The sequence below is a fragment of the Arthrobacter jiangjiafuii genome (assembly GCF_018622995.1).
In the GTDB taxonomy this organism is placed as follows: Bacteria; Actinomycetota; Actinomycetes; order Actinomycetales; family Micrococcaceae; genus Arthrobacter_B; species Arthrobacter_B jiangjiafuii.
Window position 1 is genome coordinate 1414421 of sequence record NZ_CP076022.1, and the last position, 14633, is coordinate 1429053.

Here is a 14633-nt window from a genome sequence, read left to right on the forward strand (position 1 = left end):
AGATGCCCCGCAGGAGAGAGGAACACGTTATGGAGCCCGCTGAAGCCGAACCGGCCAAGAGGTCGCGGTCGGCCACGAGAAGCCGGCTGCTGGCCACATCGGCCGCGGTCTTTGCGGAGCGGGGCCTTGAAGGTGCCAGCGTTGAGGAGCTGTGCGCCGCGGCGGGCTTCACCCGCGGTGCGTTCTACAGCAATTTCGCCTCGAAAACGGATCTGGCGCTGGCCATGTATGAAGAGCACGCGCGGCAATTGGCTAAACGGCTCAACGGGCAGCTGGACCAATGGCTTCAGCCCGGCGGGCTGGAACCCACTCTCGTCGTCGAACGCGTCCTCGAAGGCATGGCGGATTTCACGTCCGATACGGTGTGGCATGCCGTGCGGCTGGAGCTGCTGCTGGCGGCCCGGAGGTCCGAGCGTGTACGTACGGTTGTCGCCGAGCAGCGGGCCGTTCTGTCCGAGGCTGTGACCGCTGCCCTGATCCGGGTGGCCGACGCGCAGGACGCTGAGTTTACCGTCGATCCCGCCGAGCTGGCGCGGCTGTTGCTGGCGGTCTACGACGGGCGGCTGAACGAGCAGATTGCCGGAAGCGGCAGCCGCCCGGCACAGCTGAACCTTGTCGCGTTCACCTGGCAGAACCTCACGCGTCCCAAATCCGGTCCCCGGCCGTAACGCAGCTGCCTTCTACCTGCGCTCCAAGGGCGCTTGCGTAGACTGGAGGGGTGAACTCATCAACCTCCGGTCCTGCCTTCGATTCCTTCGCCACCATCGACCTGCGCGGCCAGCATCTTTCTCCGGCCGCACTGAAACGTGCCATGCCGCGGGCCGAGACCACCACCGATGTGGCTTCGGACGCCGTGGCCGCCATCATCGCCGATGTCCGTAGCCGCGGTTTCGACGCGCTCAATGAGTTGGCTCTGCGGTTCGACGGCGTCCGACAGGATCATCTGCTGGTGCCCCGGGAGGCCCTGCGCGAGGCTCTGGACCAGCTCGACCCCCAGGTCCGGGCCGCCCTGGAGGAGTCCATCCGGCGCGCACGGCTGTTCGCCGAGGCGCAGCGCCCGCTGGACACCGACCTGGAGATCGGACCGGGCGCGGGCGTGAGCCAGAAATGGCTGCCGGTGAACCGCGTGGGCCTGTACGTGCCGGGCGGGCTGGCCGTCTATCCGTCCTCCGTGGTCATGAACGTGGTGCCGGCCCAGGCTGCCGGCGTCGCCTCGCTGGCTCTTGCCTCGCCGCCGCAGAAGGAATTCGGCGGACTGCCGCACCCGACCATCCTCGCCGCAGCCGAACTGCTGGGGATCGAAGAGGTCTACGCCATGGGCGGAGCCCAGGCCATTGCCGCCTTCGCCTACGGCATCCCCGCCGCCGGAGAGAATCCCGAACTGGAGCCGGTGGATGTGGTGACCGGGCCCGGCAATGTCTATGTGGCCACCGCCAAACGCCTGGTCAAGGGCGTGGTGGGAATCGATGCGGAGGCCGGCCCCACGGAAATCGCGATCCTCGCGGACGCCGGTGCAGATGCCCGGCTTGTTGCCGCCGACCTGATCAGCCAGGCCGAGCATGATCCCAACGCCGCCTCCGTGCTGGTCACCGATTCCCCGGAACTGGCAGAGCGGGTCCGGGAGGAATTGGGCCGCCAGGTCCCGGCCACCCGGCACAGCGAACGCGTGGAAACCGCACTCTCCGGCCCCCAGTCCGGAACCATCCTGGTGGACGGACTGGAGCAGGGCATAGCCGTCTGCAACGCCTACGGCGCCGAACACCTGGAGATCCAGACCGCCGACGCCGCCAACGTCGCCTCGTCCATCACCAGTGCCGGGGCCATCTTTGTCGGCAACTACAGCCCGGTCAGCCTGGGCGACTACTGCTCAGGGTCCAACCATGTGCTGCCCACGGCCGGAACCTCGGCCTTTTCTTCGGGGTTGAACGTCACCACCTTCATGCACGCCATCCAGGTCATCAACTATGACCGTGCGGCGCTGCAGGAAGTGAGCACCCATGTGGTGGCCCTGTCCCGGGCCGAGGATCTGCCCGCGCACGGGGACGCGGTGTCCATCCGGTTCGCCGACTGAGCAACGCCCTCATCGACGCTGGTAAAACGGCATCAACCACCACATGTAGTGGCACTACCTACTACATGTGGTGACAGGCACTTGGTGATGTGCAGGGTGCGGCCCTAGAATTAGGCCCAGCCCGGCTTATGTCCGGGCCGCGCCACCGGAAATTCCGGCAGTGCAGCTCTGCCGCCGGGCCGTTCCCGGCCCTGAACTCCAGCGAAAGGACACCGGATGTACTGTCCGTTCTGCCGCAACGCTGATTCCCGCGTCGTCGACAGCCGATTGGCCGACGACGGTTCCGCGATCCGCCGCCGCCGCCAGTGCCCCGAATGCGGGCGCAGGTTCAGCACCGTGGAGACCACAAGCCTGAGTGTGATCAAGCGCTCCGGAGTGGCCGAGCCGTTCAGCCGGGGCAAGGTCATCAACGGCGTGCGCAAGGCCTGCCAGGGACGGCCCGTCAGCGAGGATGACCTGGCCCTGCTGGCCCAGGAAGTGGAGGAAACCATCCGGGCGTCCGGAGTCGCGGAGATCGATGCACACGAGGTAGGCCTGGCCATCCTGAAGCCGCTGCAGAAGCTGGACCAGGTGGCCTACCTTCGGTTCGCCAGCGTTTACCAGGCGTTCGAATCCCTCGAGGACTTCGAGGCCGCCATCGCCCTGCTCCGACAGGACTCGCTGCAGGCAGCCGCCCTTCCGGCGGACACCCAGCGGCCGCTCTCTGCCCGCTAGGGCCCAGGTAAGCGGGCAAGGCGACGTCCGGGCAAGCAGGCAATCCGGGCAAGCGGACAATCCGGGCTAAGCAGACAATCCGGGCACAGCGCAGCGGCGGCAGGAATATCTGCCGCCGCTGCTGTTTTTGCGGATGTTTGCCCGGAACCGGACTTACTTGATGTAGTTGAAGTGCATGGCTGCCTGCAGGGCGGCACCCACAATGCCTGCGTTGTTCTTCAGGTTGGCCGTGACCAGCGGGGTGCGCAGGTCCAGCAGCGGCAGGAAATCCTCGCTGCGCTTGGAGATGCCGCCGCCGACGACAAACAGGTCCGGCGAAAACAGGAACTCCACATGGGAGAAGTAGCGCTGCAGCCGCTGCGCGTATTCTTCCCAGCTGATGTCATCGCGTTCACGGGCGGAGGCGGATGCCCGCGATTCGGCGTCGTGTCCGTCAATTTCCAGGTGGCCCAGTTCGGCATTGGGAACCAGGACGCCCTGGTGGATGAGGGCCGAACCGATGCCGGTGCCAAGGGTGATGACCAGCACCGTGCCGTCCACCCCGCGTCCGGCGCCGTAGCGCGCCTCGGCCAGCCCGGCGGCGTCGGCGTCGTTCATGACCTGCACTTCGCGGTTCAGGGCCTTAGTGAGGAGGGCGTCGACGTCGGTGTCCACCCAGCTCTTGTCCACGTTGGCCGCGGACCGGGCGATGCCGTGCTGGATGATCGCCGGGAACGTGACTCCGACCGGCACGTCGGTTCCCGGGCCCTCAGGGCGGGCCGAGAGCTCGGCGACGATCTGTCCTACGACCCCTGCCACTGCCTCCGGCGTAGCAGGCTGGGGAGTGGGGATCCGGAACCGTTCGCCAATCAGCTTGCCCTTGTTGAGGTCGACGATGCCGCCCTTGATACCGGTGCCACCGATATCGATACCGATGACGGCGCTCTTGTCACCGTGCTTGTTCTTGTGCTTCTTGGCCATGGTTCTCCAGAGGTTGGTCTGTCTCGGGTCGGTGACGGTCTAGGGCAGGGTCAGGACTTCGGCGCCGGTGTCTGTGACGAGCAGGGTGTGCTCAAACTGGGCAGTGCGTTTGCGGTCCTTCGTGAGGACGGTCCAGTCGTCGTCCCACATGTCCCACTCGATGGTGCCGAGTGTGAGCATAGGCTCAATGGTAAACACCATTCCGGGTTCGATCAGCCGGCTGTACGCCGGCGCGGCGTCGTAGTGCGGAATGATGAGGCCGGTGTGGAACGCCTCGCCCACCCCGTGGCCGGTAAAGTCCCGCACCACGCCGTAGCCGAAGCGCTTGGCATAGGACTCGATGGTCCGGCCGATGACGTTGATTTCGCGGCCCGGCATGACGGCCTTGATGGCCCGGCGCAGGGATTCCTGCGTGCGCTCCACCAGGAGCCGGGAATCCTCGTCGACGTCGCCCACGAGGAAGGTCCAGTTGGTATCGCCGTGTACGCCGTTGATGTAGGCGGTGATGTCGATGTTGATGATGTCGCCGTCGTTCAGCACCGTGGTGTCCGGAATGCCGTGGCAGATCACCTCGTTGACCGAGGAGCACAGGGACTTGGGGAAGCCGCGGTAGCCCAGGGTTGAGGGATAGGCGTGGTGGTCCAGGAGGAATTCGTGGCCGACGCGGTCCAGCTCATCGGTGGTGACGCCGGGGGCGATGTGGCGGCCGACCTCGACGATGGCCTGGGCGGCAATTTTGCTGGCAATGCGGATCTTTTCGATGGTCTCCGGGGATTTGACCTCGGAGCCGGTGAACGGGGTAGGCGCTTCCTTGCCCACGTATTCCGGGCGGGGGATCGACGCGGGAACCGGCAGGCGGGGACTCACGGTTCCCGGGGTGAGACGGCCAAGGGGTGCAGTGGCAACAGTGTGGGGCATACCATCGATCTTATCGCCGGACGGCTTGCGCCACGGCATGGCGGTGCCCACCCGGGGGCCCTAAAGCACTTTTGAGGAGCACATCATGGCTGAGTACTGGTTCAACGTCGTTACGCACGAGGTCGAAAAGGGCCCCCAGTCCGACTGGACCAAGCTGCTGGGCCCCTACAAGACCCCGGAGGAAGCGGAGCTGGCCCTGCAGAAGGTCCAGGCGCGCAATGAGGCCTGGGACAAGGAAGACGAAGAGAACCGCAACTGGTAGACACGCCCGGCGGCTGGAACCATACCGCGGCCGCCGCCGCAGGGCCGCTCACGAGCCCGGGATCTCCCACGTTCCCTGGCGGCAGGTGAGCAGATGTCCGGCCTTGGCTGGATCCAGCGTGCAGCTGCCCGGATCGAGGATGGAATCGCCGGTCACGGTGCTGCTGAGCGCTGCGTCGTACCAGACACCTGATACGTGCCGGTACACGTCGAACTCCATCCTGTCGTAGAAGGAAACGATAACGACGACGCGCTCTCCGTCCGGCCCCTCCACCAGGGAGTAGTCCGTGTCCGCAAAAATCAGGTGGAAGAACCAGTACAGCAGGAACAGCAGCGCCCCGGCCGCTGCCGCGAGGCCCAGGACCGAGCCGGTCAGCAGGCGGAGCCAGCGACGGCGGATCAGGCCGAGCAGCGGCGGGAGGAGCATCAGCAGTCCCGCCGCTGTGGCGGGTCCGCTGAGCGAGAGCGCCAGCAACCGCAGGTTGTGCCCCGATGTCAGGAAGAACATCAAATCGGGGCCATCGGGCGGGATGGCGGTGAACCTCTGGGCTGCCCACACCAAAAGCGCCGACCCCACGATGAGCATCCCTCCCCACAGCTGCCTCCTCCGTGGCAGTGGGGCAGCCCGGTCCGTCCGCGGGGCCGCCGGGGAGCTTGGACCCGTCCCGCCGGGCACACGCCCTCCCACCAAGGGGTTCAGAAGCTGTGCTCCGGGCCCGGGAAGCTGCCGCTGCGCACCTCTGCCGCGTACTCCTTCGCGGCCTGCGACAAGACCGAGCGGACATCGGCAAAGGCCTTGACGAATCTCGGTGCCTTGCCGCCGCGCATGCCGGCCATGTCCTGCCAGACCAGCACCTGCCCGGTTGTCGCGTTCCCGGCACCGATCCCGATGGTGGGGACGGCGACGGCGGCATCCACCTGGGCGGCGACATGGGCGGGGACCATTTCCATCAGGACGCAGAAGGCTCCGGCGTCAGCCAGGGCGACGGCGTCGTCGAGCACTGCCTGCGCGGCGTCGCCGCGGCCCTGCACCCGGTAGCCGCCCAGGGCATGCTCGCTTTGCGGGGTGAAGCCCACATGGGCCATCACCGGAATGCCGGCGGCGGCCAGGGCGCTCACGTGCGGGACGTAATGGGCCCCGCCCTCCATTTTCACCGCATGGACCAGCCCTTCCTTGAGTAGCCGGATGGAGGATTCTACGGCTTGCGCGGGGGAGACCTCGTAGGAGCCGAAGGGCAGGTCGGCGACCACCAGGGCACGCTGTGCGCCTGCTGTGACCGACCGGGCGAAGACGATCATCTCGTCCAGGGTGATCGGCAGGGTGGTGGCGTGGCCCATCACGTTGTTGGCCGCCGAATCACCGACCAGCAGCACCTCGATGCCGGCCTCGTCAAAGATCGCCGCCGTGTACTGGTCATAGGCGGTGAGCATGGCAAAATGCTGCCCGGAATCCTTGAACTGCTGCAGGTGCGGAATGCGGATCCGGCGCGGTCCGGCGCCCGTCCCGGCAGCTGCACCGGCAGTCGGATCGGCGGGAGTGCCGGCGTACGGGGCAGGCTGTTCGGCGTTACTCATGCGCTGAGCCTACTAAATCCGCCGGGAGTTGCGGGCCTGCTTCCATGAGCCTTCTCGGAGGAGTTGCGGCGCGCGCTGGCCTGTTGCCGGCCCGGGGTCCGTAACGCGGCGCGGGACCGGCAGCGCGGCGGCGGGAATCGGGCGCCGGATAGGTAGAGTGAAGGCAGGTAGAACCACGGGCACGACGCCGGATGATCCGGGGCCGGGCCAACGTCCAGGAAGAGGGTAGGGATGAACCGCCAGCAGGAATTCGTTTTGCGCACCATCGAAGAACGAGACGTCCGGTTTGTGCGGTTGTGGTTTACCGATGTCGTGGGCACGCTGAAGTCCGTGGCGCTGGCTCCGGCCGAGGTGGAAGGCGCCTTCGAAGAGGGCCTGGGCTTTGACGGTTCCTCGATCGAGGGCCTGGCCCGCGTTTTCGAATCCGACATGCTGGCCCAGCCGGACCCGTCCACCTTCCAGATCCTGCCCTGGCGCGGAGACTCCGAGCAGACCTCGCGCATGTTCTGCGACATCCTTACCCCCGACGGCCAGCCCTCGGCGGCAGATCCGCGGAACGTGCTCAAGCGCCAGTTGGCCAAGGCCGCCGACATGGGCTTCACCTGCTACACCCACCCCGAGATCGAGTTCTACCTGCTGAAGTCCGATGAGCTCGGGCCCGACGGCGAGCCGGTCCCCGTGGACCGCGCCGGCTACTTTGACCACGTGCCCGGCGGCGTGGCCCAGGACTTCCGCCGCACCGCGGTATCCATGCTCGAAGCGGTGGGCATCTCGGTGGAGTTCAGCCACCACGAGGCCGGTCCCGGCCAGAACGAGATCGACCTGCGGTACGCGGACGCCCTGCAGACGGCGGACAACATCATGACGTTCCGCACCGTGGTCAAGGAAGTTGCCCTGACCACCAACTGCTACGCCACCTTCATGCCCAAGCCGTTTTCCCATCATCCCGGCTCCGGCATGCACACGCACCTGTCCCTGTTCGAGGGTGACACCAACGCGTTCTTCGAGGCCGGCGCCGAGTTCCAGCTCTCCAAGACGGCCCGCCAGTTCATCGCCGGAGTGCTGCGCCACGCCCCGGAATTCACTGCCGTGACCAACCAGTTCGTGAACTCCTACAAGCGGCTCTGGGGCGGCGGAGAAGCCCCCAGCTACGTGTCCTGGGGCCACAACAACCGCTCCGCACTGGTCCGTGTGCCGCTGTACAAGCCGGGCAAGGGCCAGTCTGCACGCTTCGAATACCGCGGTATCGACTCTGCGGCCAACCCGTATCTCTCCTACGCCGTGCTGCTGGGCGCCGGGCTCAAGGGCATCGAGGAGGGCTACGAACTTCCCGCCGGTGCCGAGGACGACGTCGAGAGCCTGTCGGTAGCGGAGCGCCGCGCCATGGGCCTGAACCCGCTGCCGGCATCGCTGCATGACGCAGTCCGGGCCATGGAGGAATCCGAACTGGTGGCCGAGATCCTCGGCGAGCAGGTGTTCGAGAACTTCCTGCGCAACAAGCGCCATGAGTGGCACGAATACCGCCAGCACGTCACCCCGTTCGAGCTGAAGAACAACCTCGGCATCCTCTAGGCGACCGCCGGTACTGAGCGTTCTGGAGGAAGCAAAAAACCATGGAGGACCTCCGATGAGTCTCACCCGCCGGCTGATTGCCGCAGGGTTCACCGACCTGGAAAAGAGCAGCCGCTTCCTGCAGGCTGCCGAACTCGAGGGCCTGGATGAGTCGGTGCTGTTCACCGGATTCCTGCAGGCAGCGGATCCGGACCTGGCCCTGCAGTCGCTGGTCCGGCTGCTGGACCGCGTGCCGGAGCTGCGGGAGCTGGTCGAGGGCGGCGAGCAGGAGAGCGAAGCCCTGTTCAGGCTGCTCGGCGCCTCCGAGGCGCTGGCCGAATTCCTGATGCGCCACCCACAGGCGGCGGAGAGCCTGCGGGCCCCCCTGCGGGCCGAACCGGCGGAAATCCCCGGTGACGTCCTCCGGGCGTCGCTGCTGGAAGCCGTAAAGGCCGGTACCGGCAACGCGCCGGTGGCGGGCCTGACCGGCACCGAGGCCTACGTGGCGCTGCGTACCCGGTACCGCAGGCACCTGCTGGACCTGGCCGTGCGCGACCTAGGCTCGGCGTCGCCCGTTGACGTGATGCCCGCCGTCGGGCGCGAGCTTGCGGACCTGGCCGGGGCGGCGCTGGAAGCGGCCCTGGCCGTCTCCCGCGCCGAGCTCGCCGTGAGCTACTCACCGGAGGACATATCCCGGGTCCGCCTGGCCGTGATTGCCATGGGCAAGTGCGGGGCGCGGGAACTGAACTACATTTCCGACGTCGACGTCATCTACGTGATGGACTCCTCCGGGCTGGACGAAACGCTGGCGGCGAAAATCGGCACCGCCCTCGCTGCCGGCATTTCCCGGGCGATCAACGCCGGCGCCCCGGAACCGGCGCTGTGGGAAGTGGACACCAATCTGCGTCCCGAGGGCAAGGACGGCCCCCTGGTGCGCACGCTGGACTCGTACCTGAGCTACTACGGCCGCTGGGCCCACGCGTGGGAGTTCCAGGCCCTGCTCAAGGCCCGCGCCGCTGCCGGCGATCCGGACCTGGGCCGGCGCTACGAGGAGGCGGTGGCCCCGCTGATCTGGTCCAGCACCGAGCGTGAGGGCTTCGTGGAATCGGTGCAGGCGATGCGCCGCCGCGTCACCGAGAACATCCCGTCCCATGAAGCCGGCCGGCAGCTGAAACTGGGCAGCGGCGGGCTGCGCGACGTCGAATTCACGGTCCAGCTGCTGCAGCTGGTCCACGGCCGCACCGACGAATCGCTGCGCGTCCGCGGCACCACCTCTGCCATTGCCGCTCTGAGCGAGGGCGGCTACATCGGCCGCAGCGACGCCGTCGACCTCGACGCCGCCTACCGTTACCTGCGCGTGCTGGAACACCGTATCCAGCTGGTGCACATGCGCCGCACCCATCTGATGCCGGACACCGAACCGGCCCTGCGGGCACTGGCGAAGGCCGCCAGCGGATCGCTCGCCGTCGGCCGTCCCACCGCTGAGCGGCTGAGCGATACCTGGCAGCGCACCAAGCGGCTGGTCCGCCGGCTGCATGAGAGCATTTTCTACCGGCCGCTGCTCAACACCGCGTCCAGCCTCAGCGTCGACGAGGTCAAGCTCTCGCCCACGGCCGCGCAGGCCCGGCTGGCCGCACTGGGCTACGCGGACCCCAAGGGGGCGATGCGGCACATCGAGGCGCTCACCGCCGGGATCAGCCGCCGGGCTGCACTGCAGCGCCAGCTGCTGCCGGTGCTGCTGGGCTGGCTGGCCGACGGCGTGGACCCCGACGCCGGCCTGCTGGGGTTCCGCCGGCTGAGCGAGGCCCTGGGGGAGACGCACTGGTATCTGGGGATGCTGCGTGACTCCTCGGCGGCGGGGGAGCGGCTGTGCTCCATCCTGTCCTCCAGCCGGTTCATCACGGACCTGCTGGAGGTCTCGCCGGAGGCCACCGCCTGGCTGGGCACCGACAAGGATCTGGTGCCGCTCTCCTTCGACGCGCAGTGGCAGGAGATCCGGTCCAAGATGTCCCGGCATCCCGATCCGCAGCCGGCGATGCGGCTGATCCGCCTGATCCGCCGGCGCGAAATGCTGCGCATCGCGCTGGCGGACAGTGCCGGGCTGCTGACGCAGGAGCAGGTTGGCGCTGCCCTGGCCGACGCCGACCGGGCGGCGGTGCTGGGCGCCCTGCATGTGGCCGAAGGACAGGTCTTTGGCAGCGGCGAGAAACTCACCGAGATGCTCGTGGTGGCGATGGGCCGCCAGGGCGGCCGGGAAATCGGGTACGGATCCGACGCCGACGTCCTGTACGTGCACCGCGCCCTGCCCGGCGCGGATCCCGCCGCCGCCCAGTCCCAGGCCGAGCGCATTGTCAGCCAGCTCTCGGCGCTGCTGCAGCAGCCGTGCACCCCGGCCATCCTGGCCGAACGGGTGCTGGTCCTGGATGCCGGGCTGCGCCCCGAAGGCCGCAATGGCCCGCTGGTGCGCAGCCTGGGCTCCTACCGCGAGTATTACAGCCGCTGGTCGCTGGCCTGGGAGGCGCAGGCCCTGCTGCGGGCCCGGCCCATGGCAGGCAGCGACGACCTGGCCGCAGAGTTCATCGACCTGATCGATCCGATCCGCTATTCCGGCGGCATAAGTGAAAACGATGTCCGTGAAATCCGCCGGATCAAGGCCCGGGTGGAAAACGAACGCCTGCCCCGCGGAGCCGATCCGTCGCGGCAGCTCAAGCTGGGCCGCGGCGCCCTCAGCGACGTGGAATGGCTGGTGCAGCTGCTCCAGCTTGAACACGCCGGCACCCACCCCGGGCTGCGGACCACGGCCACGCTGCCGGCACTCGACGCGCTGGCCGCGGCAGGGCTGCTGCCGGAGGCGGATACCGCCATCCTGCGCGATGCCTGGCTGCTGGCAAGCCGGATCCGCTCCGCCAACGTCATCCGCGGCGGACGCAATCCGGACGTGTTGCCTTCATCACGCCGGGAACTGGAGGCTGTGGCCCGCTGGTGCGGCTACGGACCGGGCCAGGGCGGCGTTTTGGAGGAGGATTACCTGCGGTTGACCCGCCGTTCCCGGGCCGTTTTCGAGCGTTTCTTCTACGGCTACAACTCCCACTGATCCGGAGCCGGCAGCCTCCCGGTTAGTTCCTTTGCCCCGCGCTCGGTAGGCTCTATGAGGCATTATCGGCATTTCTGTGCCGTTCCGGAACATCTAGGAGACGTTTTCACCTTGCATACTGGCAAACGGGCCCTCCGGGGACCGGCTAAATTCGCCGCTCCCTTTATCGCGGTGACTGCGGCCACCGCGCTGCTCCTTGGCGTCCCCGCAACCGGGGCCTTCGCAGCAGATTCCACCGGCGTCGAGGGCAAGAGCTTTGCCATCGGCACGGACACCACCTTCGCCCCCTTCGAGTTCCGCCAGGACGGCGAACTCGTCGGCATCGACATGGACCTGATCAACGAGATTGCCGAGGAGGAGGGTTTCAGCGTCGACATCCGCTCCCTCGGTTTTGACGCGGCGCTGCAGTCCCTGCAGTCCAACCAGGTGGACGGCGTCATCGCCGGCATGTCCATCACCGAGGAACGCCAGCAGGTGTTCGACTTCTCGGACCCGTACTTTGAATCCGGCATCCAGATGGCCGTCGCCGAGGGCGACGACGAGATCTCGGGCTACGAGGACCTGGCCGGCAAGCGGGTGGCGGTCAAGACCGGCACCGAGGGCCAGGCCTTCGCCGAATCCATCAAGGACCAGTACGGCTTCACCGTGGTCGCCTTTGCGCAGTCCGCGCAGATGTACGACGACGTCAAGTCCGGCGGCTCCGTGGCTGTCTTCGATGACTACCCGGTACTGGCCTACGGCGTGGCCTCCGGCAACGGCCTGAAAACCGTTACCGAGAAGGAGGCCGGTTCCTCCTATGGCTTCGCTGTCAACAAGGGGACCAATCAGGAACTGCTGGCTGCCTTCAACTCCGGCCTGGCCGAGCTGAAGGCCAGCGGCGAATACGACGAAATCATGGACCGCTACCTGGAGGCCGGCGCCAAGGACTCCAGCTTCTGGTCGCTGCTGACCGAGAATGCCCCGGCCTTCGCCAAGGGCATGGGCCTGACCCTGCTGGCCACCGCCCTGTCCCTGGTCTTCGCCCTGGTGCTCGGTGTGCTCTTCGGCTTCTTCAAGGTCAGCTCCAACGTGGTGCTGCGCGGCATTGCCACCACCTACGTGAGCATCTTCCGCGGCACCCCGGTGCTGGTCCAGGCCTTCTTCTTCTACTTCGGCCTGCCGCAGCTGATCGGCCAGCCGGTGGATGTACTGACCGCCGGCGTGCTGACCCTGTCGCTGAACGCCGGTGCCTATATGACCGAGATCGTGCGCGGCGGCATCCAGTCCGTGGACCCGGGCCAGATGGAAGCCTCCCGCAGCCTCGGCCTGGGCTACGGCAAGACCATGCAGAAGGTGGTCATCCCGCAGGCCATCAAGATCATGACCCCGTCATTCATCAACCAGTTCGTGATCACCCTGAAGGACACCTCGCTGCTGGCCGTGATCGGCTTTGCCGAACTCACCTACCAGGCGCAGCAGATCTATGCGGTGAACTTCCGCACCGCCGAGGTGCTGCTGATCGTCGCCGCCCTGTACTTCATCGTCATCACCCTGCTGACCAAGCTGGCGGATGTTCTGGATAAGAGGTTTAACAAGTGAGCAAGATCCAAACCCGCGGACTGCGCAAGTCCTATGGCTCCAACGAGGTCCTCAAGGGCCTGGACGTCACGGTTGCCGAAGGCGAGGTGGTGTGCGTGATCGGCCCGTCCGGTTCGGGCAAGTCCACCTTCCTGCGCTGCCTGAACAAGCTTGAGGACATCACCGCCGGCGAGGTCGAGGTCAACGGCTACAGCCTGACCGACCCCAAGGTGGACCTGAACAAGGTGCGCCAGAACATCGGCATGGTGTTCCAGCACTTCAACCTGTTCCCGCACATGAGCGTGCTGCAGAATGTCATGCTGGCCCCGCTGGAGCTGAAAAAGGGATCCAAGGCCGAAGTCCGTGCCAACGCCCTGCGCCTGCTGAAGCAGGTGGGCCTGGAAGACAAGGCCGATGCCCGGCCGGCACAGCTGTCCGGGGGACAGAAGCAGCGGGTCGCCATTGCCCGCGCCCTCGCCATGGCACCGGACATCATGCTCTTCGACGAAGCCACCTCCGCGCTCGATCCCGAGATGGTTGGCGAGGTGCTCCAGGTCATCCGCGACCTGGCCAAGGCCGGCATGACCATGGTGGTGGTAACGCACGAAATGGGCTTCGCCCGTGAAGTCGCGGACCGCGTAATCTTCATGGCCGACGGACACATCGTCGAGGAGGGCGCTCCCGAGCAGCTCTTCTCCGCACCCGAGCAGCCCCGCCTGCAGGATTTCCTGGCGAAGGTGCTCTAGGAGCCTTTCCTCCCTCGCTTCCAGCACGACGACGACGGCGGCCGTTCCCTTCCCGGGGACGGCCGCCGTCGTCGTTTCCTGTGGCAGGCGCCACGTTGAGGCGGTGGAGATGAGGCTCTTAAAATTGGAACCGGCAGGGATTTAACCGTGCCAGGAATCCATCGGAACCTGAAAGGAGGACTGCCCATGTTGAAGCATGCGGCCAAGACCCGGCGCGTCACCGGCTCATCCGTGACCACCCAGATCACCGCCATCGTCGTTGGCTGCACTCTGGTGGCCGGTGGTGTGTCCGCAGCGGAGATTTCCATGCTGAACGGCCCGGACGCCGTAACGTCCGTCAGCACCGAAATCGTGCCCTGACCTGCGGCTCGCCGCAGAAGTCACGGGCTGCCGATGCTGGTCATCGGCTACCGTAAGAGCAGAGTAACCGTCACCGTCACCGCGGAATGCCGCCGCCGTCCAACACAGGAGAGAACCCATGACATTGCCCCCGCCCGGCTGGTACCAGGATCCGCTTAACCCGGACCGGCAAAAGTGGTGGGACGGCACTGCCTGGACGGACTACACAGCGCCGCTGGGCTCCGCAGCCTGGGAAACGTCCGCAGCCCCGGAAACGTCCGCAGAAGCCGGAGAAGCAGTACAGCCCGGAGCCCAGAGCGGTTCCCCGACCGGAGCCGCCGCAGTTGCCTTCGCCGGGTTCGGAACGCCGGCCTCCGGAGGTCAATCCGCGGCCGGCGGCCAGCACTACTCCGGCGCGGCCTCCTACCCCGGGACGCAGGCCGACTATCCCGGCTACACCGACCAGCCCGCCTACCCCGGATATTCCGGGTACCAGCAGGGGTACGCCGGTTCCCACCCCGCCTACACCGGCTATCCGGGCTACCCCGGCTACGCGTCGTCGCCCCAGCGCACCAACCCGGCCGCACTGACCGGATTCATCCTGGGAATCGCAGCCTTCTTCCTGTTCTTCATCCCGTTCCTCGGAACCGGCATCGGCCTGGGCGCCGGAGTCTTTTCCGCCATCGGCCTGTCCAAGCAGGGACCCGACCGGGCACCCCTCTACAAGGTGTTCGCGATTATCGGACTGGTCCTGGGCATCATCTTCACGCTGCTTTCGATCCTGGTCCTGGTGCTGGTTTTCGCCTCCCTGGAGTCGGCGTCCACCTCGACCAGCTACTGGGTATAG

General features: G+C 66.9%; 14 protein-coding genes. 10 read left to right on the forward strand and 4 right to left on the reverse strand.

Annotated elements, in window-relative coordinates:
• Nucleotides 1–29: 29 nt before the first annotated feature.
• The 3 genes from KKR91_RS06625 (at nt 30) to nrdR (ending at nt 2785) form a co-directional block, all read left to right on the forward strand.
• The gene (locus tag KKR91_RS06625; RefSeq protein ID WP_237687521.1) at nt 30–668 is read left to right on the forward strand and encodes a TetR/AcrR family transcriptional regulator; all 639 of its coding nucleotides are present in this window, start codon (nt 30–32) and stop codon (nt 666–668) included.
• Between the two features lie 50 nt (nt 669–718).
• Nucleotides 719–2071, forward strand: a complete 1353-nt coding sequence (gene hisD / locus KKR91_RS06630; RefSeq protein WP_237687522.1) for a histidinol dehydrogenase — start codon at nt 719–721, stop codon at nt 2069–2071.
• A gap of 216 nt (nt 2072–2287) precedes the next feature.
• On the forward strand, nt 2288–2785 hold the full coding sequence (gene nrdR / locus KKR91_RS06635; RefSeq protein ID WP_210230911.1) for a transcriptional regulator NrdR: 498 nt from the start codon (nt 2288–2290) through the stop codon (nt 2783–2785).
• 153 nt (nt 2786–2938) lie between these two features.
• On the opposite strand, the gene ppgK is transcribed toward nrdR, so the two are convergent.
• Together ppgK and map are read right to left on the reverse strand one after the other, a co-directional pair.
• A complete protein-coding gene (ppgK, locus tag KKR91_RS06640; RefSeq protein WP_210230912.1) occupies nt 2939–3745 on the reverse strand; it encodes a polyphosphate--glucose phosphotransferase in 807 nt (268 codons plus the stop codon).
• Nucleotides 3746–3784: 39 nt separating this feature from the next.
• Nucleotides 3785–4663, reverse strand: coding sequence for a type I methionyl aminopeptidase (map, locus tag KKR91_RS06645; RefSeq protein WP_210230913.1), 879 nt, complete (start codon nt 4661–4663; stop codon nt 3785–3787).
• Between the two features lie 85 nt (nt 4664–4748).
• On the opposite strand from map, the gene KKR91_RS06650 reads away from it, so the two are divergent.
• The gene (locus KKR91_RS06650) at nt 4749–4925 is read left to right on the forward strand and encodes an SPOR domain-containing protein (protein ID WP_210230914.1); all 177 of its coding nucleotides are present in this window, start codon (nt 4749–4751) and stop codon (nt 4923–4925) included.
• Between the two features lie 48 nt (nt 4926–4973).
• Here the strand turns inward: KKR91_RS06650 and KKR91_RS06655 are convergent, their stop codons facing one another.
• A complete protein-coding gene (locus KKR91_RS06655) occupies nt 4974–5432 on the reverse strand; it encodes a hypothetical protein (protein ID WP_210230915.1) in 459 nt (152 codons plus the stop codon).
• A gap of 188 nt (nt 5433–5620) precedes the next feature.
• A complete protein-coding gene (panB, locus tag KKR91_RS06660; RefSeq protein WP_210230916.1) occupies nt 5621–6499 on the reverse strand; it encodes a 3-methyl-2-oxobutanoate hydroxymethyltransferase in 879 nt (292 codons plus the stop codon).
• Nucleotides 6500–6730: 231 nt separating this feature from the next.
• Here panB and glnA point away from each other — a divergent pair, with 231 nt between their 5' ends.
• From glnA to KKR91_RS16995, 6 genes are all read left to right on the forward strand, one after another.
• Nucleotides 6731–8071 (forward strand): type I glutamate--ammonia ligase, encoded by a 1341-nt coding sequence (glnA, locus tag KKR91_RS06665; protein ID WP_210230917.1) that lies wholly within the window; start codon nt 6731–6733, stop codon nt 8069–8071.
• A gap of 55 nt (nt 8072–8126) precedes the next feature.
• Nucleotides 8127–11144 carry a bifunctional [glutamine synthetase] adenylyltransferase/[glutamine synthetase]-adenylyl-L-tyrosine phosphorylase gene (locus KKR91_RS06670; protein ID WP_210230918.1) on the forward strand — a complete coding sequence of 1006 codons (3018 nt, stop codon included), beginning with the start codon at nt 8127–8129 and terminating at the stop codon, nt 11142–11144.
• Nucleotides 11145–11255: 111 nt separating this feature from the next.
• A complete protein-coding gene (locus KKR91_RS06675) occupies nt 11256–12722 on the forward strand; it encodes an amino acid ABC transporter substrate-binding protein/permease (protein WP_337925048.1) in 1467 nt (488 codons plus the stop codon).
• Nucleotides 12719–13447 (forward strand): amino acid ABC transporter ATP-binding protein, encoded by a 729-nt coding sequence (locus tag KKR91_RS06680; protein ID WP_210230920.1) that lies wholly within the window; start codon nt 12719–12721, stop codon nt 13445–13447. Before KKR91_RS06675 ends, KKR91_RS06680 begins: the two co-directional genes overlap by 4 nt.
• A 186-nt stretch (nt 13448–13633) precedes the next feature.
• Entirely contained in the window at nt 13634–13807 is a 174-nt protein-coding gene (locus KKR91_RS06685; protein WP_210230921.1) for a hypothetical protein, read from the forward strand.
• A 118-nt stretch (nt 13808–13925) separates the two neighbouring features.
• Entirely contained in the window at nt 13926–14633 is a 708-nt protein-coding gene (locus KKR91_RS16995) for a DUF2510 domain-containing protein (protein WP_237687523.1), read from the forward strand.

Coding starts and splice junctions, on each gene's coding strand:
- KKR91_RS06625 (WP_237687521.1), top strand. CDS start 30: ATGGAGCCCGCTGAAGCCGAACCGGCCAAGAGGTCGCGGTCGGCCACG.
- nrdR (WP_210230911.1), top strand. CDS start 2,288: ATGTACTGTCCGTTCTGCCGCAACGCTGATTCCCGCGTCGTCGACAGC.
- ppgK (WP_210230912.1), bottom strand. CDS start 3,745: ATGGCCAAGAAGCACAAGAACAAGCACGGTGACAAGAGCGCCGTCATC.
- map (WP_210230913.1), bottom strand. CDS start 4,663: ATGCCCCACACTGTTGCCACTGCACCCCTTGGCCGTCTCACCCCGGGA.
- KKR91_RS06650 (WP_210230914.1), top strand. CDS start 4,749: ATGGCTGAGTACTGGTTCAACGTCGTTACGCACGAGGTCGAAAAGGGC.
- KKR91_RS06655 (WP_210230915.1), bottom strand. CDS start 5,432: ATGTTCTTCCTGACATCGGGGCACAACCTGCGGTTGCTGGCGCTCTCG.
- panB (WP_210230916.1), bottom strand. CDS start 6,499: ATGAGTAACGCCGAACAGCCTGCCCCGTACGCCGGCACTCCCGCCGAT.
- glnA (WP_210230917.1), top strand. CDS start 6,731: ATGAACCGCCAGCAGGAATTCGTTTTGCGCACCATCGAAGAACGAGAC.
- KKR91_RS06670 (WP_210230918.1), top strand. CDS start 8,127: ATGAGTCTCACCCGCCGGCTGATTGCCGCAGGGTTCACCGACCTGGAA.
- KKR91_RS06685 (WP_210230921.1), top strand. CDS start 13,634: ATGTTGAAGCATGCGGCCAAGACCCGGCGCGTCACCGGCTCATCCGTG.
- KKR91_RS16995 (WP_237687523.1), top strand. CDS start 13,926: ATGACATTGCCCCCGCCCGGCTGGTACCAGGATCCGCTTAACCCGGAC.